Consider the following 16,697-nt stretch of genomic DNA (forward strand, 5'->3'; position numbering starts at 1 on the left):
GGGATATAGGCGTAGTCGTCGTCGGGCGGCTGGTGACAATAATAATGAGCAGGCACTTTTAACATGGCATTACTGACTGAACACGAACAACGCAAGGTCGCCGAGGCCATCGCCCGGGTCGAGCGGCATACCGACGCCGAGCTGGTCACGGTGCTGGCCGCCCGCGCCGACGACTACGCCTATATCCCGCTGCTGTGGGCCAGCCTGCTGGCCCTGGTGGTGCCCGGCGTGGTCCATTACCTCTCCGGCTGGCTGACGATGCACAGCCTGTTGCTGGTGCAGTGGGTCAGTTTCATTGTGCTGTGCCTGGTGTTTCGCATCCCCAGGATCACCACGCACCTGATCCCCCGTTCCGTGCGTCACTGGCGGGCCTCCAACCTGGCGCGCCGGCAATTCCTCGAACAGAACCTGCACCACACGGTGGGCAGCACGGGGATGCTGATCTTTGTCTGCGAGGCTGAGCGGTACGTGGAAATCCTGGTGGACGAAGGCATTTCCAAGCGCCTGGACAACAAATGCTGGGATGCCATCGTCGCAGCGTTCACCCAGCAGGTTCGCCAGGGACAGACCCTGCAGGGTTTCGTGACCTGCATCGAAGCTTGCGGCGAATTGCTCAAGGAGCACGTGCCGGTGACCCAGGAACGCAATGAACTGCCGAATCGGCTGGTGGTGCTGGGCTGAAAATTTCCTGCCAGCACAAGCCTGTGGGAGCAAAGCTTGCTCGCGATGAACGATAGCTCGGTTTAGCCTGCTGGATCGCGGTGTATTTATCGCGGGCAAGCCTTGCTCCCACCGAGGCTACTGCTCGCCACACGAACTTTTCCGTGCCCTCGCTGCCCATCCCCCCTAAAATACCGCCATTCCCGATTCGCCCCGCCCCGAGGCCGCTTGTCCATGTCTGCCACCGCAACGCCCGTCCGTCCCGCGCCGGATCACCACGCCCAGTTCATCGAGCTGTTGCGCACCAGCCTTGAACAAAACGCTTTCATCAAACTGGTGCTGGCCAAGTACGTGGGTGAAGAAGCGGAGCTCCAGCGGCTGATCATCAAGCAGCTGACGGTCAAGGACCAGCCGTGCCTGTCCTTCGTCTACCGCTACAAGACCCGCGACATCACCAAGAATTTCCCGCTGGCCGAAGGGGTGCAAACCATTGCTGCGCTGTTGCCGGCATCGTTCAAGAACGCGCATTTGCTGGCGGTCACCGACGAGGCCCAGCTGGAGTACAGCAAGAAGGGCAAGAGTTCGCTGTTCAAGAGCAAGCCCCAGCAACTGCGGGAAGTGCCATCTGCCGAGCACAACCGTGAGAAAAATCGCTTCCTCGACTTGAGCCGGCCATTTCTGGCCGACCTGGGCGTGACCAACCACAAGCACGAGCTGATTCCGGCGATGTCGCGCAAGTGGAAGCAGATCAACAAGTTCATCGAGGTCTTCAGCCATGCGCTGACGTCTTCGCCGCTGGCCCTGGACAAACCGGTGCGGGTTTCGGATTTCGGTTCGGGCAAAGGCTACCTGACGTTCGCCATCCACGATTACCTGCGCAACACCTTGCAGGCTGAAGGCCTGGTGACCGGAGTCGAGCTGCGCGAAGACATGGTCAAGCTGTGCAACGAAGCCGCCGCGGGCTTGGAACACCCGGGCCTGAGCTTCCAGCACGGTGACGTGCGCAGCGTGGCGCCGAGCGCGGTGGATGTGATGATCGCCTTGCACGCCTGCGACATCGCCACCGACTACGCGATCCACATGGGCATTCGCTCGGGCGCCTCGATCATCATGTGCTCGCCGTGCTGCCACAAGCAGATCCGCTTGCAGATCCAGAGCCCGGCCTTGCTCAAGCCGATGCTGCAATACGGCCTGCACCTGGGCCAGCAGGCGGAAATGGTCACCGACAGCTTGCGAGCGCTGTTCCTGGAAGCTTGCGGCTACGAGACCAAGGTCTTCGAGTTCATCTCCCTGGACCACACTAACAAGAACAAGATGATCCTGGCCGTCAAACGCGCCGAACCTGCGGACCCCACCGAGCTGCTGGCCAAGATCCAGGAACTCAAGGCCTTCTACCACGTTACCGAGCATTGCCTCGAAACGCTGCTGCGTGCGGATGGTTACCTCGCCTGAAGCAGCTATACCGAACCCTGTGGGAGCAAAGCTTGCTCGCGATGAGGACGACACGGTTTAACTGCTAGAACCGCGCCATCGTTCATCGCGAGCAAGCTTTGCTCCCACAGGACTCGCTCCCACAAGGGGCTGAGGTGCAGCCCGTCAGGTAATGAGCGGTTATCGCTCGCCTGCCAACACTCCGGACTACCTTTAATGCGTTAACCACCCACGCATTCCCAAAGGAGCCCTTCCCATGCCCGCCAAGAAAATCCTCATGCTGGTCGGCGATTACGTCGAAGATTATGAAGTCATGGTGCCGTTCCAGGCCCTGCAGATGGTCGGCCACACCGTGCACGCCGTGTGCCCGGACAAAACCGCTGGGCAGACGGTGCGCACGGCGATCCACGATTTCGACGGCGACCAGACCTACAGTGAAAAACCGGGGCACTTGTTTGCCCTCAACCATGACTTCGCCAACGTCCAGGCCGCCGACTACGACGCGCTGCTGGTGCCGGGTGGGCGAGCGCCGGAATATCTGCGCTTGAATGAAACCGTCCTGCAACTGGTGCGCGATTTCGATCTGGCGGGCAAGCCGATTGCTGCGGTGTGCCACGGTGCGCAGTTGCTGGCGGCGGCGGGTATTCTCGAAGGGCGTGAATGCAGCGCCTACCCGGCGTGTGCTCCGGAAGTCCGGCTGGCGGGCGGGACCTATATCGACATTCCCGTGACCCAAAGCCATGTCCAGGGCAACCTCGCAACCGCACCGGCCTGGCCTGCGCACCCGAGCTGGCTGGCGGGTTTCCTGACGCTGCTGGGCACGGCCATTACCTTGTAATGACGCTACACAGCGAACTGGCGGGGCAAGCGCGGCGGGTCTTTACTCTCGGGGCATGTCTTCATTGCCAGGAGAAAAATCATGTCCGGATGGTACGAAATCAGCAAAAGCAGCAGTGGCCAGTTTCGGTTTGTGCTCAAGGCGGCCAACGCCGAGACAATCTTGACCAGTGAGCTGTACACCACCCGCAGCGGTGTCGACGGTGGCATTGCTTCGGTGCAGAAAAACAGTCCGTTGACCGAGCGCTATGAACTCAAGAACACCAAGGATGGCCATCCGTACTTCAACCTCAAGGCTGCCAACCATGAAGTGATTGGCAGCAGTGAAGCTTATTCATCGGACGCCGCCCGGGACAAGGGCATCGCCAGCGTAAAGGCCAACGGACCGACGACTGTCATCAAGGACAAGACCGTGGCTGCGCTCTGACGGGACGGCAACAAGGGCGCCTAGCCTGTGGCGGGGGAATTATGTGTGGGGGCAAAGCTTGCTCGCGATGCAGGCGCTGCGGTTGTGCAGGCTAACCGAGTCATCGTTCATCGCGAGCAAGCTTTGCTCCCACACATGGATCCCCTCTCCACACGTGTTTTAAACCTCCACCGGCACCGACAGTTTCGGATCGCCCAGCGGATGGCTCTTGGCATCGAAGAAGCGCAATTGCACTTCCAGTCCCTGGAACACCTTGGCGTAATGCCGCTTCTGATGCTGGATGAACGCCTGGCTACGGGGATAGATTGAAATCGCCACGGTTTTCGGTGCGGCCAGGCGCAAGGCTTGCACAATGTGGTTGTCCTGCTCGCCCAGGGCATGGCCGAACAGGCACAGGTTGTCGCCGTGCTGCAGCAACTGGTCGTAGCAGAACGACAGGTAATCGCTGCTGCGGATGGTCTTGAGCTTGTCCTGGCTTGGGCCTTCATTGACGAACAACGGTACGTCGTCGAGGGTCTTGATCGTGTTGTTGATGGCGAAACTGCCCAGCAGGGTGCCTTCGGTGGACGTGAGCTTGCGCGCCGTGCCGTCCTGGTTGCGCACCATGTGCAGGCCGCCGTGCAGGTACAGCAGGCGCGGTTTGTCCGTGGTCGCCCGGCTCAGGTCGAAACTGTGGTCTTCGCCGAAGAACAGGTCGCTGATACTCTCGGGTGCCTGCTGGATCGCCCAGTAGTTGAGCAGGTCGTAGTTGCTGGTGAACACCGTGCGGTAGCGGCTCAGCTCCTGGTTGAGCGTCGCCAGGGTCGACGGTTGCACCAGGCGCCATGGGATGTGCACCGCATGCACGGTGTTGATCAGCGCTTCCTTGATCGCGTAATAGCGGTTACGCGGGGCGGCGGAGCTGACGGCCAGGGCCTTGTTGACCCGACTGGTGGTTTTCAGCGCAGCGAGCACCTGTTCGAAGCTGCGCGTCTGCATCGCATCGAACACGCTCAGTTCCGACGGGCTCAGGGGTTTCTCCTCGACGGTGCGGGCATTTTCGAACAGCGAGTCATAGCCGAAATCATCCCACACTGCGCGGCTGGCCCCATTGCCCACCAACAGGCCGCTGAAGGCGGTGTCGGCGCGCAAGGCCTCCCAGTCTTCGAGCCGGGTGTCGTATTCCTGGAAATCGGTCATCGCAAGGATCATCTCAAAACGTGGCAAAGGCAGGGCGCGACTTTATCACGACCCAGTCTTGAGCCAGATCAAGATGCGTCATGACTACTCGGTCATTCTGTAGGCCCTGCCGATCCGGCCTCAACCAGGAGCGTGACCCCATGAGCAGCACTTTTTTCATTCCCGCCGTGAACATCATGGGGCTCGGCTGCCTCGATGAAGCGATGACCGCTATTCGCAACTACGGCTTTCGCAAAGCTTTGATCGTCACCGACGCGGGGCTGGCCAAGGCCGGTGTCGCCACCAAGGTGGCCGAGTTGTTGGCGATACAGGACATCGACTCGGTGATTTTCGACGGCGCCAAGCCCAACCCAAGCATCGCCAATGTCGAGCTCGGGCTGGGGCTGCTGAAGGAGAGCCAGTGTGATTTCGTCGTATCGCTGGGTGGCGGTTCGCCTCACGATTGCGCCAAGGGCATCGCCCTGTGCGCCACCAACGGAGGGCAGATCCGTGATTATGAAGGCGTCGATCGTTCGAGCAAGCCGCAGTTGCCGCTGATCGCCATCAACACCACGGCGGGCACCGCCAGCGAAATGACCCGTTTTTGCATCATCACCGACGAGACACGCCACGTGAAAATGGCGATTGTCGATCGCAACGTCACCCCATTGATGTCGGTGAACGACCCGGCGCTGATGGTGGCGATGCCCAAGGGCCTGACAGCCGCCACCGGCATGGATGCACTGACCCACGCGATCGAGGCTTATGTCTCCACTGCGGCCAACCCCATCACCGATGCCTGCGCCCTGAAGGCCATCACCCTGATCAGCAACAACCTGCGCCTGGCCGTGCGTGACGGCAATGACCTGGTCGCGCGGGAGAACATGGCCTACGCGCAGTTTCTCGCGGGGATGGCGTTCAACAATGCATCGTTGGGTTTCGTGCACGCGATGGCGCATCAGCTGGGTGGCTTCTACGACCTGCCTCATGGTGTCTGCAACGCAGTGCTGTTGCCTCATGTGCAAAGCTTCAACGCTTCGGTGTGCGCCGTTCGCCTGACCGACGTGGCCCATGCCATGGGCGCCGATACGCGCGGCTTCAGCCCGGAAGAGGGCGCCCGCGACGCCATTGCGGCGATCCGTAAACTGGCCCTTGACGTGGATATTCCGGCCGGTTTGCGTGATTTGGGCGTACGCCTCAATGACGTACCGGTGCTGGCCGCCAACGCCTTGAAAGACGCCTGCGGCCTGACCAACCCACGGGCGGCGGACCAGCGGCAGATCGAAGAGATTTTCCGCAGCGCGTTCTAAGCGACCCGGGGCGGCACAAACTTCACACAGAGCATCGCCGCCGCCCCCAACAGTGCGCACAACGCTGCCAGCGGCCAGGCCTGTTGGCTCAACAACAGGCTGGCCATGGCACCGATCACCGAGGCCATCAGTTGGTGCAGGAATCCGCTCAACGCCATGGCATACGCGCCGGCCACCGGTGAGCCTTCGTTGGCCAGGGACAGGCTGATGGGGTAGATCAACGACTGGCCAAACACCGCGAAGCAATACGGCAGCCAGAAGAGCAGCGCGATGCTGCTCAGGGTGAGGCTGCCTGCCAGCATGGTCATGCTCCCGCCCAGCACCAGGGCGATGCCCCAACCCATCATTCGCCGTTGACCGGTACGCAGTACAAAAGCGTTCACCACCAGCGCCCCAAGCAAGTACGCGGCACTGACCGGCCAGCCCAGCAGGCCGTATTCAATGGGCGACCAGTGGAAGCTCCCCTGCAGGATCAGCGGCGCGGCGGTGTTGAAGGCGACGATCACGCCGTAACCCAGCCCACCCGCCAAGGCCGGCAGCAGGAACGCGCGTCGACGCAGGATCTGCCCGTAGATGCTCCACGCCGATTGCCCGTTGCCGGCTTGCACCAGCACCGGGAACCTGGCCCGGGACACCGCCGCTGCCATCGCCAGGCTGACGGCGCCCAAGCCCTGGAAAATCGCCTCCCAGCCGAAAGCGGCCTGGATCAGCGAGCCCAGATACTGGCCGATACCGAGGGCAATCACAAAGGCGATCGATATCCAGGACAGCGCCTTGGCCAACAGATCGCCGCTGAAACTGTCCCGAATCAAGACCCGCGCCATCACCGAGATACCGCTGGCGCCGATGCCCTGGATCAACCTGAGCGTCAGGAACGCCTCCACGGTTGTGCCCAGCGGCAGGGCCAGGTTGCCCAAACCGTACAACCCCAAGGCCGCCAGCAAGACCGGCTTGCGCCCCAGCCGCTGGCCCAGGCTGCCCCACAGCAACATCGGCAGCGCCATGCCGATCAGGTACACCGACAAGCCCCAGGAAACCCGGGACGCATCGGCGCCCAGGTCCCGGGCGATATCGGGCAGGGCCGGCAAGTAGATGCTCATGCCCAGTTGGGCCAGGAAAACGGTGGTGCAGGTGACGATCAGGGTTGTACGGTTCTTCATCGAGCGTCCTGTCTCAAGGGCGGATGTCACGCCCGTGGGTCAGCAGCAGTTCGGTGATCTTTTCGCAAAACGAGCGAATCACGTTCGGCTCCATATCGGCGCGCAGGGTAATGCGAATGGCGGCCTTGCCTTGCGGCACCACGGGGAAAAAGACCGCTGAAGTGAAGTACCCCAGTTCGGCCAGTTCGACGGCCAGGCTGTTGGCCAGGGCCGCTTCACCGCAGGGCACCATGCGGATTGCCATGGGATTGCCGCGCTGTTCAGTGCGCACGAGGCTGTCGAAGAAGCGGATATTAGCTTGCAAACGCTCCTGCAGGGCGCTGAATTCTCGACTGCGGTGCAGGCGGATCGACGCCATGCCGGCGCCGATGGCCGCTGCGTTCAGGCTCTGGGACCAATTGCTCGGGCCACCGTAACGCTGCACCAGAGCCTTGTGCCGTTCACTGCCAAACATAACCAGCCCGCCACTGGCGCCGAATGACTTGGCCAATGAAGCAACGATCAGGGTGCGTTCATCCACGGCAGGGACGCGCGAACGGACCAGGCCTGCGCCGGACTCCCCGACCGCAGACAGCGCGTGGGAGTCGTCCAGATAGAGAAACAGGCCATAGCGCTGCTTGAGATACATCAGGCTGTCCAGGTCCGCCAATCCGCCCATGCTATAGGCGCTGTCGGCCACGTACGCCACGCAGCGCTGGCGTTTGCACAGGTCTTCGATGAAATCCATGTCGTTGTGCGGGCAGGTGACGACCTGGGTTTCATCGGCGCAGGCGGCCTTGCTGTGGTTCATCGAGTAATGGGCGTGTTTGTCGAACACCATGACCGGCGAACACTGGTTGGTGAACGCGCCGCTGGCCAGCAGCGGCAGGATACCGGCGCTTGCCGCACTGCACGACAGAGCACTGAGGCAACTGGCGCCAAACAGCTCCGACAATTGGGTTTCGTACTGGTCCAGGATCGCCAGCTTGCAGCGATTCCTTGAGTTGGCGACCCGCAGGGTTCCGGTTTCCCACAGGGCAGTCATGGCGCCGTCCAGCAACGCGGGGTGATAGTCCAGGCCCAGGTAGGACGTGGTACAGAAGTGATGGAAGGTGCGACCGTATTGGTCGACCAGCACATTGGGTGTCTTGACCTCGACATTCAGCCCTGAGATTTTTCCGGCTTCGGTGCCCTGCCAGTTCTGGTCTGCGAGGGAAATCACCTTGCGGTAGTGAGTGAAGTGATGGGGCGCTTGAGCAGTCTGGTTCATGGTGCGATTACATTCCTTGATGAGTGGTGCTGTCCGTGGGGTGTTTCGATAGCGGTGTGTTTCCAGACTTTACAGATTGTTGTGCAGGGCTTTGAATCGGCTGTTTCCGGCGTGCTTGAGTGTCACTGGAGAGTTCTGCGTAGGACTTTGCCTAGGGCCTTGGACGGGGAATCCGTCGGCGATGTCGGAGCTTGGAAGTACCCTGGGTTCGCCCCAAGCCCGCTGGGTTATCACTCTTTTCTGAAGGTTGCTTGCTGATGCTCTCAGGCCTCAATCATCTGACCCTTGCCGTCACCGACCTGGATCGCAGTGTGGTTTTTTATGGCGAGCTATTGCAGCTGCGTCTCGAAGCCAAGTGGGACCATGGGGCCTATTTGTCGCTGCCGGGTTTGTGGTTGTGCCTGGCTTTCGACCCGTTGCGCAGGCCTGAGCCGGTGGCGGACTACACCCATTACGCTTTCAGCATCGATGCCGAGAGTTTCCCAGTGCTGGTGGCGCGGCTGAACGCGGCCCAGGTGTCATCGTGGCGCGACAATCGCAGCGAGGGTGATTCGTTCTACTTTCTCGACCCGGACGGGCACAAGCTCGAAGTCCATGTGGGCGACCTGGCGTCCCGGTTGAAGGCCTGCCGGCAGGCACCGTATGCCGGTATGGCGTTTTTTACGGAGTGAAGGGGCTGCGTTGAAGCGAGTGGCTGCATCTCCCGGGCGTTTCGCTCCCTACAGTCGATCCCCTGCGCTATCCTCATCGGTATTGGTGGGGCGCGTCGGTCTCGCTCGTTGTATCGGCGTCACGAACTGACGATCACCCGCTTCGCTCACCGTTGCATTATCCGGATGACCTCCAGCCCCATGGACACTCGAAGTTCCGCGCCGCTGGCCAGCTACATCGACCTTCTGCTGGACGCCGTGTGTGCCGTCGACGGCCAAGGGCGTTTCGTGTTTGTCAGTGCTGCCTGCGAACAGATTTTTGGCTACACCCCGCAGGAGCTGATCGGCCAGCCGATGATCGACCTGGTGCACCCCGCCGACCGTCAGCGGACCCTTGAGGCGGCGCGGGAGATCATGGACGGCGAGCCCAAGCTCAATTTCGAGAACCGTTACCTGCGCAAGGACGGTCGGGTGGTGCACATCCTGTGGTCGGCGCGCTGGTCGCCGGTGGACCAACTGCGCATTGCCGTGGCCCGGGACATCACCGAACGCAAGCAGGCCGAGTCCCGGCAGGCGGCGTTGTATGCGATTTCCGAGGCGGCCCATGCCGCGGCAGACCTGCTGGCGCTGTTCAAGCGCATACACCTGATTATTGGCGAGTGGCTGCCGGCGCTGAATTTTTCGGTGGCGCTGTATGACGAACAATGTTCGCAACTTAACTTCCCCTATCACGTCGACGACCGGGAAGGGCAGCCGGAATTGCCGGGCACGGTCACCGGGCGTTTGTGCGCCGAAGTGATTCGCAGCGGCCAGCCAATCCTGCTGACGCCTGGTTGCAACGACTTGCCGCCGGGGTTCGACGACCTTGTAGCGCGGCCAGATGCGCCGTGTTGGCTGGGCGTGCCGCTGAACTCGCAGAGCGGCACGATTGGCGCGCTGATCGTCAAGAGTGCGCCGCACAACGAGCGCTACACCGAGCAGGACAAGGAACTGCTGCAATACGTCTGCGCACAGATCACCGTCGCCATCGAGCGCAAGCAATTGCACGCCCGGTTGCAGCACATGGCTCAGTACGATCAATTGACCCAGGTGCCCAACCGCGAATTGCTCCGGGAGCGGTTCAAGTGCGCACTGGCGAGCGCTCGTGCGGCGTCCGGGCGCATGGCCTTGCTGTACATCGACCTGGACCGTTTCAAGCAGATCAACGACACCTATGGCCACGGGGTTGGCGACATGCTGTTACAAGCGGTGGCCAATCGTCTCAAGGGCTGTATCCGCGACACCGACACCGTGGCACGTATTGGCGGGGACGAGTTCGTGGTGCTGCTGCACAGCATCCAGGCCTTGGAGGATGCCCAACGCGTGCAGGAAAAAATCCGCCATGCACTGGCCCAGCCGCTGCGTCTGGACGGGCACTGCCTGAGCATCGAACCGAGCATCGGCGTGGCTTGTTTCCCCGACCATGGCACTGAAGATGTTGCCCTGTTCCGCCACGCCGACGAGGCGATGTATGCGGCCAAACGCCAGAATCACAGGGTGTTCGGTATCTGATAGCGTGCCACCGTTCGTCGTGGCACAAGCACCTTTCTCAAACCTTCAGCCCATATCCAATTCGAATACAAGAAGGGCTCTGCGTGCCCTGCATTCGAGAATAGGGAGGGTTGGATCATTCCCGGCCCAAGCGGTATTTATCTGGCAAACATTGCTCATGATCGAACGAAGGTGTCCGAAGCGGGTCGCAGAAGTGGGAGAACCACCATCACGACCGTCGAAAGCCGAGTCGGACATCTCGCTGAGTATTCATGGCTGGTTCTGATTCAACGGTGGATAACCCACCAGAACTTTCATCAGAGGAGGGCGCGACCATGAGCCGTATGGCCAGCTTTTTTCGCACCACCAGTGTTGTCGTGTTGATGGGCCTGGGCGCCAACAGTGCCTGGGCCCAATCGCCTGCCCAATTCATCAACGATGCTTCAGCCAAAGGCATGGCCGACATCGAGACAAGTCGCATGGCCCACGGGAAAGCCGAATCCAGGGAGGTCAAGGACTACACCATCATGGTGATCAACGACCGCACCACGGCCAATCAACACCTGGCGAAGATCGCCAAGAAGCTCGACTTGCCTGTCGCCCCCCGGGAAGAGGTGGCGGACAAGGCCAAGGCCCTGATGCCGCAGGTCAAGGAAGGCGAGTCGTTCGAGGCTGCGTATGCCGCCACCCAGGTCAAGGCCACCGAGGAGGCCATCGCGCAGATCCAGCAGGAGGCCCAGACCACCGAAGTGCCGGAGATCAAGGCCTTCGCCGATGAAACCCTGCCTAAACTGCAGACCCATCTCGAAATGGCCAGGGCGCTGCAAGCCAGCCGCTGATCCGCTGCTTTTTTTGTATTCAGGGCCGGGACGTTCGCGTCCCGGCTGATTTTTGCCCGCCAAAAGGAGAACCTTCCAGCGCGTCTGCGTCAGCACTGGTTCAGGTCTACTTTGTTCTTTTCTTCCAGCCCTTCAAGACTCTTGGCTTCGCCGTGACCCATGGCCTGGTAATGCTTTCTCAGCGCCTCCAGTTGCTTGAGGTCCAGCGACTCAAGGCCGAGCATTGCATTCTGTGCCTCCTTGGTCGCTCGCAATAACTCATCGACCTTGAGGTGCAAGATGTCGGTATCGCGGTTCTGCGTGTTTTGAATCAGGAACACCATCAGGAAGGTAATGATCGTCGTTGATGTATTGATGATCAGTTGCCATGTGTCATTGAAGTCGAAAAGCGGTCCGCTGAGGGCCCAGAGCGCCAACAACACGATGGCCCCCAGAAACGTCTTGGGGCTCCCCGCCCAAAGGGCCAGTTTTTGCGCGATTTTTGCGAAGGTCATTGCTGTGTTCCTTATGGATGCACCTGTCTGGTGTGACAGCAACGAAACGGTGAAAATTCTGCTTACATTTTCAGGCGCCGCTGTTCGGCAGGGTTTTTCGTGCAGCCTGAAAATCATCGCAACCAATTGCCGTGTTGGCGGGTCACTCCTTAAGGCCCTCAGCTTCGGAGTCCACCATGAACCTCGCACGCACTGTTTGCCTTGCCTGCTGTTTGTTTGCCCTGCAAGGCTGCTTCGACAACTCGGGTAACGAGACCAAGGACAACACCGATGGCACCAAGTCCTCGGTGCAGATGCAAGAGTCTGGAGCGGAAAAGAAATAGGCAGCCCGCAACCCCTCGAATGGGCTGTCGCAAAACCCTGTGGGAGCGAGCCTGCTCGCGATGGCGTCGGGTCAGCAACATCAAGGGTGTTGACGTACCGCTATCGCGAGCAGGCTCGCTCCCACAGGCTCTTTTCTCCAGCATTGATTGCTCACCGCCCTTGCTGCAACACCTTGAGCGCTGCCGAAGCCAGGAAGCCGGAACGGCTCTTCTCTTCAGGATGGTGCAACACGTATTCATCAATACGATTGAGCAGATAGCCGGGCAACGTGATGTTGAGTTTCTGCGCCTTGCCCAGGTACTTGGTCACATCGATGTCCACCAGCGCCCAGGTGCAGCCGGCATATGCCGGATTGGCGGCGTGCAAGGTGACGGTGTTGGCCGAAGGAATCGGCGAGCCGTCCTCAGCCAGAACCTCGAAATGCCCCTCGATGGCCTCACGCGCCATCGCCATGGCCTCGTCCAGGTCATCGCCTGCGGAAAAGCATCCGGGAATATCCGGTACTTCAACACCCCAGGCGTGCTTGTCATCGCCCATGGAAATCGCAATCGGGTAAAGCATATTCATCGTCCTCCGGGAACGTCGCGCAACGGGCCGGCTGAAGCAGCGCCTGTTGCAAAATACTGATGGCCGTTTTCTTGAGCAGGTCCTTCTTCGGATGAGGAACCGTGACCAATCCCGGCTTGGTCGGGTGCTTGAAGTGATGGTGGCTGCCCCGAACCCGCACCAGATACCAACCGTCTGCAATGATTTGGCTTATCAAGAATCGGCTATTCACAACACCTCCGTGTGGTGTGCTTGGTGGGTACTATACCTACTGAAAATGAATGATCAACACTATAACCACCGAAGGTGGCCTCGGCAGGTATGCGCAGTCATCGCAACGAAGTCTAGAAGCGGCGTCGCACAAGGGCGGCAGAGGGGCGGGGTGGGTTTATTTCGGGATGTGAAACCGGACGAAAATGCTTGTGTGGCGAGGGAGCTTGCTCCCGCTGGGGTGCGAAGCAGCCCTGGATTTACAGCTCAAATACCAGGAGCCACTTCGCGAAACTACGGTCGCTATGACTGCTGCACAAACGTCAGCCGTACCGCAAAACCAATCAGAAGACTGCCAAACAGCCACTGCTGTACGCGCTGGGCCGAAGGCGAACGCTGAAGCCAGCGACCGAGTGCGACACCCACCAACGCATAAGCGCTATCGAACAGCAGGCCGACGCCGACCAGTACCACGCCCAGGGTCGCGAATTGCCCTAGCACTGGTCCGCCTTGTGGATCGATGAACTGCGGCAACAGCACCGAGCAAAACAGCAAGGCCTTTGGATTGAGCAGATTGGTCAGGAGCCCACGCCGAATCGCCTGGTGCCAACGCCGCTTTCCGGCCTCGACAGCGGCGTATTCAAAATTCGGCAACAAGGTGGTCCGCAGGCATTGAAAACCGATCCATAACAAGTAGGCCGCCCCGGCCAGACGCACGACATCGAACGTCCACGGCGCGGTCTTGAACAAGGCCGAAAGCCCCAACGCCGCCAATGCAACATGACACCCACGAGCAACCCCCAGGCCCACCGCCGTCGCCAGCGCCGCGCCCCTGCCCTGACGGGCACCGGTTTGCAGCAGCAGAATCATGTCCGGCCCGGGCAACAGATACGCCACCGTCAACGCCATCAAAAACAACCCGAGCTCTGCCATGCCACACCCCTTCATCAACGATTCGCAAGTGCCCAGTCTATGGCTGAGAGGCAGGGCAGGTGGTTGCGAAGTCATCTTCTAAAGCTTCGCGAATTGGCATAACCTGCCACGTATCTGCATCATCCAATCGGAAAATGCCAACTTATGAAACTGGACGCCTTCGACCGTAAAATCCTCGTCGCGCTGCAACGAGACGGCCGCCTGAGCAACGTGCAACTGGCCGAAGAAATCGGCCTGTCCCCGTCGCCCTGCTTGCGCCGCGTGCGGATGCTTGAAGAAGCCGGTGTCATTCGCGGTTATCAAGCCGTCCTGGACCGCGACGAAGTGGGCCTCGGGCTGACGATCTTCGTCGGCGTCAAGGTCGAACGGCACAACGACGAGCGAGCCGAAGCATTTCGCCAGGCAGTGACGGCATTGCCCGAAGTGATCTCGGCGTTCCTGGTATCGGGCGAGTCGGATTTTCTACTGCAAGTCGTGGTGCCGGACCTGCGGGCTTATGACCGTTTTGTCACGGGGCATTTGTTGAAATTGCCCGGCATCAGCGATATCCGGAGTAACTTTGCGATCAATACGGTGAAGACGCCGGGGGCGTTGCCGTTGGGGCATTTGCCTGGGGCTGAATAGTTTTTACGATGGGGATTTATCCACGTCCTAATAACATTCGCTGTTTGAATGCGTCGGGATTGAATGGGCGAGGGGGGCCGCTGGACTCACCGTCTTCAAGGGCCGAGCGGATATCCTTCAGTTCGGCATTACGTTCCTGAGCGCGCTGATTGGCAACGGTTATAGTTTTTCGAACGCTTCCCATGCTTGAGCCTCTAGGGACGTCGGTATTGCTAAGCCCCGCTGCGAAAGAAGCAGGGCTTAGCGCTGTCTATCGGATGGGGTTCCCTATGTCCCCATTCTCAGGACTTACTGTCGATCTACTGCGCCTCGGATTTTTTCTTGGACTCAGCCGCCGGCCTTGGCGTAATGACCTTCACAACGTCATCAATCACCGCCTTGCTCATCTCCAACAAAAAGTGCGCAGCCCAGGCGTAGCGGTCGGTGCTCTTTTCAAACGCCGCGTCTTCGGCAAGCCGGTGAGCGAGATGCAAAAGATCTGACGCTCGTTCCAATGCCTCTTGGATGGGGACACCGCCGTTGACACGGAACAGTGCTCGATCAGCGGAATAGTTGAAGGGGGTGTAGCCGATGGTTTTTAGCTCAGTGTTTTCGTTCATGGCCTGCCCCCGTCGATCGAGAAACAGTAGGTTCGAGGCCTGAGCGTTGGCTGGTTTGAATGTGATTTGATTTGCTGCGAGGTACGCATTGTCTAGCTCCCGTGAAGCGCGGTTGCTTGACTCACGGGTTTCCAAGCCCGATCGCCTGATTTGCAGCGACGTCTGGGAGAGTAGCCATCGAAGGACAAGGGCAACAAGGCGAAAACTCGCCGAAAAGCCAATTAAGCGCACCCCCTACGCAGTTTTCGGATTTTGCCTACAAATCTCCCGGGGACATGCGATACGTGGCGAGGGAGCTTGCTCCCGCTGGGTTGCGCAGCAGCCCCTCTTGTGAGCGCTTCGCACTCAAGCGGGAGCAAGCTCCCTCGCCACGGGACTCATTTATTCTCAGTACTATTGTCTATCTTTCCTTCAACGGTCCCGTTGTTGAGGTTGTGCAATGTCTCGTTGGCCGTAGTCAGCTTTCCAAAGCTTGCCGACGAGCCCGTAGGCGCCAGAGCGTGAAAAGCAGGTTAACGACAGAATGAAAAAGCCCGGCGTTAGGCCGGGCAGTTTTGGAATCCAGTAACGTGATCAGGCTTGTTTTGCACGTGCAGCCAACATCACTTCATTCTGTTTTTTGGTAGCTTCGGTCAGCACTTCACTGTAGACGCGTTTTTTTTCTTCCGATTTCGCATTACGAATGAAGTCTGCGAATGGGCTCGTGGACTCCTTTGTGGATCCGAGTTTCATGGTAAACATGGAGTTGCTCCGTCATTTATCCCAAGCATGGCCATCAGCTCGTGTCGCGTATGCTTCTCGGGGATATGGTAGTCGATCTTGTCAACGCCAGCCTTGTAAAGGCGCCCAGAATTATCAATGTGCTTCACAAGCAGATCGACATGTAGATTCTTGCCAAACTCTAGCTTAAGTGTGTTTACCACGTCACGTGCTGCAAAGTATTGGTCGACGAAATGCTCAGGTCGAATCCTCCGTCCTTCGGCTCCCTCACGGGCCGTTACAAAGGCCCAAGCAAGCCTAGGATCTTGATAGACGTAGAGTATTTGTACAAATCTCCCCTTGTCGAGGCACCGCTGCACATTTTTCCTCGCAATCTCTATATTTGAAAGAGTCCCATCCAGCAGAAAAGACTGCTTTCGATCTAGGGCGAGGTCAATCAGCTTCTCAACAAGAATTGAAACGGCACCTTGGAAAAGCCAGGCATTGCCACCCTGATACGCTTCAAATTCGTTTCTGAGCTCGTCTGGATCAATTCGTAGGATGGGCGTATCACAGAAAAGGTTCAGCAGCGCTAAAGATGCTTCTGTTTTACCCGCGCCCGGCGCCCCCGCCATGAAAACCGAAACAGGTTCTTTTTCGGGGGGATACTTGGTCTGATCCGTGAGCCGCTTGCCAATAGCCTTCTTGTTTGATCGGGAAAACCTGATCGCGTCATCCCAGATGGCCTGCTCTTCTCCCGTCATTCCAAGCCTTTTGTCTTCTTGCACTGAATGCGGACCCTCTTCGTGTGACTGGATTTGCCGTTTGTGCTCCGGGCTTTACCGTACCGCATGCGACAGCTGGGAGGGGGAATTACGACGTAATTCGCCGTGCTTACCTTGTCCAAGTGTTTCTAACCTAGAGGTGGCAAGGCCCCATTGGCCGGTGCGCTTCGCATAGCTAGTAGGTGATGAATCGAGATGTGCGTCACATGACATGACGCAGAGATCCGCCTCA

20 protein-coding genes and 1 pseudogene are annotated in these 16,697 nt (G+C 59.4%); 10 read left to right on the plus strand and 11 right to left on the minus strand.

Features of this window, described 5'->3' with window-relative positions; all coding sequences use genetic code 11:
* The first annotated feature begins 63 nt into the window (after positions 1 to 63).
* The 4 genes from KGA89_RS04095 (at position 64) to KGA89_RS04110 (ending at position 3,355) form a co-directional block, all read left to right on the plus strand.
* The gene (locus tag KGA89_RS04095) at positions 64 to 681 is read left to right on the plus strand and encodes a TPM domain-containing protein (RefSeq protein WP_003198695.1); all 618 of its coding nucleotides are present in this window, start codon (positions 64 to 66) and stop codon (positions 679 to 681) included.
* A gap of 213 nt (positions 682 to 894) precedes the next feature.
* A complete protein-coding gene (locus KGA89_RS04100) occupies positions 895 to 2,112 on the plus strand; it encodes a class I SAM-dependent methyltransferase (protein WP_223470676.1) in 1,218 nt (405 codons plus the stop codon).
* Between the two features lie 235 nt (positions 2,113 to 2,347).
* A complete protein-coding gene (locus KGA89_RS04105) occupies positions 2,348 to 2,929 on the plus strand; it encodes a DJ-1/PfpI family protein (protein ID WP_223470678.1) in 582 nt (193 codons plus the stop codon).
* Between the two features lie 81 nt (positions 2,930 to 3,010).
* A complete protein-coding gene (locus tag KGA89_RS04110; RefSeq protein ID WP_003198702.1) occupies positions 3,011 to 3,355 on the plus strand; it encodes a YegP family protein in 345 nt (114 codons plus the stop codon).
* Positions 3,356 to 3,514: 159 nt separating this feature from the next.
* Here KGA89_RS04110 and KGA89_RS04115 read toward each other — a convergent pair whose 3' ends face one another.
* Positions 3,515 to 4,534: a DUF4917 family protein gene (locus tag KGA89_RS04115; protein WP_003198704.1), complete on the minus strand. Its 1,020-nt coding sequence runs from the start codon at positions 4,532 to 4,534 to the stop codon at positions 3,515 to 3,517.
* Between the two features lie 140 nt (positions 4,535 to 4,674).
* Between KGA89_RS04115 and yiaY the strand changes: the two genes are divergently transcribed.
* Positions 4,675 to 5,823: an L-threonine dehydrogenase gene (gene yiaY / locus KGA89_RS04120; protein ID WP_003198706.1), complete on the plus strand. Its 1,149-nt coding sequence runs from the start codon at positions 4,675 to 4,677 to the stop codon at positions 5,821 to 5,823.
* Here yiaY and KGA89_RS04125 read toward each other — a convergent pair.
* Both KGA89_RS04125 and KGA89_RS04130 read right to left on the minus strand, forming a co-directional pair.
* Positions 5,820 to 6,983, minus strand: a complete 1,164-nt coding sequence (locus KGA89_RS04125; RefSeq protein ID WP_013692462.1) for an MFS transporter — start codon at positions 6,981 to 6,983, stop codon at positions 5,820 to 5,822. The genes yiaY and KGA89_RS04125 overlap by 4 nt on opposite strands.
* 13 nt (positions 6,984 to 6,996) lie before the next feature.
* Positions 6,997 to 8,232 carry an aminotransferase class I/II-fold pyridoxal phosphate-dependent enzyme gene (locus KGA89_RS04130; RefSeq protein WP_003198711.1) on the minus strand — a complete coding sequence of 412 codons (1,236 nt, stop codon included), beginning with the start codon at positions 8,230 to 8,232 and terminating at the stop codon, positions 6,997 to 6,999.
* Between the two features lie 257 nt (positions 8,233 to 8,489).
* Between KGA89_RS04130 and fos the strand changes: the two genes are divergently transcribed.
* The 3 genes from fos to KGA89_RS04145 all read left to right on the plus strand — a co-directional run bounded on the left by fos (position 8,490) and on the right by KGA89_RS04145 (position 11,251).
* Positions 8,490 to 8,903 carry a fosfomycin resistance glutathione transferase gene (fos, locus tag KGA89_RS04135; RefSeq protein WP_003198713.1) on the plus strand — a complete coding sequence of 138 codons (414 nt, stop codon included), beginning with the start codon at positions 8,490 to 8,492 and terminating at the stop codon, positions 8,901 to 8,903.
* 180 nt (positions 8,904 to 9,083) lie between these two features.
* Positions 9,084 to 10,433: a GGDEF domain-containing protein gene (locus tag KGA89_RS04140; RefSeq protein ID WP_003198716.1), complete on the plus strand. Its 1,350-nt coding sequence runs from the start codon at positions 9,084 to 9,086 to the stop codon at positions 10,431 to 10,433.
* A 314-nt stretch (positions 10,434 to 10,747) separates the two neighbouring features.
* The gene (locus KGA89_RS04145; protein WP_223470680.1) at positions 10,748 to 11,251 is read left to right on the plus strand and encodes a DUF4142 domain-containing protein; all 504 of its coding nucleotides are present in this window, start codon (positions 10,748 to 10,750) and stop codon (positions 11,249 to 11,251) included.
* An 89-nt stretch (positions 11,252 to 11,340) separates the two neighbouring features.
* Here KGA89_RS04145 and KGA89_RS04150 read toward each other — a convergent pair whose 3' ends face one another.
* Complete coding sequence (locus KGA89_RS04150) at positions 11,341 to 11,745, minus strand: low affinity iron permease family protein (RefSeq protein WP_013692463.1); 405 nt, start codon at positions 11,743 to 11,745, stop codon at positions 11,341 to 11,343.
* Between the two features lie 176 nt (positions 11,746 to 11,921).
* On the opposite strand from KGA89_RS04150, the gene KGA89_RS04155 reads away from it, so the two are divergent.
* A complete protein-coding gene (locus tag KGA89_RS04155) occupies positions 11,922 to 12,068 on the plus strand; it encodes a hypothetical protein (RefSeq protein ID WP_003198724.1) in 147 nt (48 codons plus the stop codon).
* Positions 12,069 to 12,219: 151 nt separating this feature from the next.
* Here KGA89_RS04155 and KGA89_RS04160 read toward each other — a convergent pair whose 3' ends face one another.
* The 3 genes and pseudogenes from KGA89_RS04160 to KGA89_RS04170 form a co-directional block, all read right to left on the minus strand.
* On the minus strand, positions 12,220 to 12,630 hold the full coding sequence (locus KGA89_RS04160) for a type II toxin-antitoxin system HicB family antitoxin (RefSeq protein WP_003198726.1): 411 nt from the start codon (positions 12,628 to 12,630) through the stop codon (positions 12,220 to 12,222).
* A gap of 40 nt (positions 12,631 to 12,670) precedes the next feature.
* A pseudogene (locus KGA89_RS04165) lies at positions 12,671 to 12,847 on the minus strand (type II toxin-antitoxin system HicA family toxin); the annotation flags it as partial.
* Between the two features lie 281 nt (positions 12,848 to 13,128).
* Positions 13,129 to 13,758, minus strand: coding sequence for a LysE family translocator (locus KGA89_RS04170; RefSeq protein WP_223470681.1), 630 nt, complete (start codon positions 13,756 to 13,758; stop codon positions 13,129 to 13,131).
* Positions 13,759 to 13,902: 144 nt separating this feature from the next.
* Here KGA89_RS04170 and KGA89_RS04175 point away from each other — a divergent pair, with 144 nt between their 5' ends.
* A complete protein-coding gene (locus KGA89_RS04175; protein WP_003198732.1) occupies positions 13,903 to 14,382 on the plus strand; it encodes an Lrp/AsnC family transcriptional regulator in 480 nt (159 codons plus the stop codon).
* A 16-nt stretch (positions 14,383 to 14,398) separates the two neighbouring features.
* Here KGA89_RS04175 and KGA89_RS04180 read toward each other — a convergent pair whose 3' ends face one another.
* From KGA89_RS04180 to KGA89_RS04195, 4 genes are all read right to left on the minus strand, one after another.
* Complete coding sequence (locus tag KGA89_RS04180; RefSeq protein WP_116643002.1) at positions 14,399 to 14,566, minus strand: type II toxin-antitoxin system ParD family antitoxin; 168 nt, start codon at positions 14,564 to 14,566, stop codon at positions 14,399 to 14,401.
* Between the two features lie 115 nt (positions 14,567 to 14,681).
* Complete coding sequence (locus KGA89_RS04185; RefSeq protein WP_014337003.1) at positions 14,682 to 14,981, minus strand: DUF3077 domain-containing protein; 300 nt, start codon at positions 14,979 to 14,981, stop codon at positions 14,682 to 14,684.
* Positions 14,982 to 15,554: 573 nt separating this feature from the next.
* Positions 15,555 to 15,722: a hypothetical protein gene (locus tag KGA89_RS04190; protein WP_003198738.1), complete on the minus strand. Its 168-nt coding sequence runs from the start codon at positions 15,720 to 15,722 to the stop codon at positions 15,555 to 15,557.
* Positions 15,710 to 16,444, minus strand: coding sequence for a zeta toxin family protein (locus tag KGA89_RS04195; protein ID WP_223470752.1), 735 nt, complete (start codon positions 16,442 to 16,444; stop codon positions 15,710 to 15,712). Before KGA89_RS04195 ends, KGA89_RS04190 begins: the two co-directional genes overlap by 13 nt.
* Positions 16,445 to 16,697: the final 253 nt, after the last annotated feature.

Origin of the sequence: Pseudomonas sp. A-RE-22 (assembly GCF_019956035.1) — a bacterium.
In the GTDB taxonomy this organism is placed as follows: domain Bacteria; phylum Pseudomonadota; class Gammaproteobacteria; order Pseudomonadales; family Pseudomonadaceae; genus Aquipseudomonas; species Aquipseudomonas brassicacearum.

What these genes read in the sequence shown, in the direction of transcription:
- KGA89_RS04095 (WP_003198695.1), top strand. Translation starts at nt 64, where the DNA reads ATGGCATTACTGACTGAACACGAACAACGCAAGGTCGCCGAGGCCATC.
- KGA89_RS04100 (WP_223470676.1), top strand. Translation starts at nt 895, where the DNA reads ATGTCTGCCACCGCAACGCCCGTCCGTCCCGCGCCGGATCACCACGCC.
- KGA89_RS04105 (WP_223470678.1), top strand. Translation starts at nt 2,348, where the DNA reads ATGCCCGCCAAGAAAATCCTCATGCTGGTCGGCGATTACGTCGAAGAT.
- KGA89_RS04110 (WP_003198702.1), top strand. Translation starts at nt 3,011, where the DNA reads ATGTCCGGATGGTACGAAATCAGCAAAAGCAGCAGTGGCCAGTTTCGG.
- KGA89_RS04115 (WP_003198704.1), bottom strand. Translation starts at nt 4,534, where the DNA reads ATGACCGATTTCCAGGAATACGACACCCGGCTCGAAGACTGGGAGGCC.
- yiaY (WP_003198706.1), top strand. Translation starts at nt 4,675, where the DNA reads ATGAGCAGCACTTTTTTCATTCCCGCCGTGAACATCATGGGGCTCGGC.
- KGA89_RS04125 (WP_013692462.1), bottom strand. Translation starts at nt 6,983, where the DNA reads ATGAAGAACCGTACAACCCTGATCGTCACCTGCACCACCGTTTTCCTG.
- KGA89_RS04130 (WP_003198711.1), bottom strand. Translation starts at nt 8,232, where the DNA reads ATGAACCAGACTGCTCAAGCGCCCCATCACTTCACTCACTACCGCAAG.
- fos (WP_003198713.1), top strand. Translation starts at nt 8,490, where the DNA reads ATGCTCTCAGGCCTCAATCATCTGACCCTTGCCGTCACCGACCTGGAT.
- KGA89_RS04140 (WP_003198716.1), top strand. Translation starts at nt 9,084, where the DNA reads ATGGACACTCGAAGTTCCGCGCCGCTGGCCAGCTACATCGACCTTCTG.
- KGA89_RS04145 (WP_223470680.1), top strand. Translation starts at nt 10,748, where the DNA reads ATGAGCCGTATGGCCAGCTTTTTTCGCACCACCAGTGTTGTCGTGTTG.
- KGA89_RS04150 (WP_013692463.1), bottom strand. Translation starts at nt 11,745, where the DNA reads ATGACCTTCGCAAAAATCGCGCAAAAACTGGCCCTTTGGGCGGGGAGC.
- KGA89_RS04155 (WP_003198724.1), top strand. Translation starts at nt 11,922, where the DNA reads ATGAACCTCGCACGCACTGTTTGCCTTGCCTGCTGTTTGTTTGCCCTG.
- KGA89_RS04160 (WP_003198726.1), bottom strand. Translation starts at nt 12,630, where the DNA reads ATGCTTTACCCGATTGCGATTTCCATGGGCGATGACAAGCACGCCTGG.
- KGA89_RS04170 (WP_223470681.1), bottom strand. Translation starts at nt 13,758, where the DNA reads ATGGCAGAGCTCGGGTTGTTTTTGATGGCGTTGACGGTGGCGTATCTG.
- KGA89_RS04175 (WP_003198732.1), top strand. Translation starts at nt 13,903, where the DNA reads ATGAAACTGGACGCCTTCGACCGTAAAATCCTCGTCGCGCTGCAACGA.
- KGA89_RS04180 (WP_116643002.1), bottom strand. Translation starts at nt 14,566, where the DNA reads ATGGGAAGCGTTCGAAAAACTATAACCGTTGCCAATCAGCGCGCTCAG.
- KGA89_RS04185 (WP_014337003.1), bottom strand. Translation starts at nt 14,981, where the DNA reads ATGAACGAAAACACTGAGCTAAAAACCATCGGCTACACCCCCTTCAAC.
- KGA89_RS04190 (WP_003198738.1), bottom strand. Translation starts at nt 15,722, where the DNA reads ATGTTTACCATGAAACTCGGATCCACAAAGGAGTCCACGAGCCCATTC.
- KGA89_RS04195 (WP_223470752.1), bottom strand. Translation starts at nt 16,444, where the DNA reads ATGACGGGAGAAGAGCAGGCCATCTGGGATGACGCGATCAGGTTTTCC.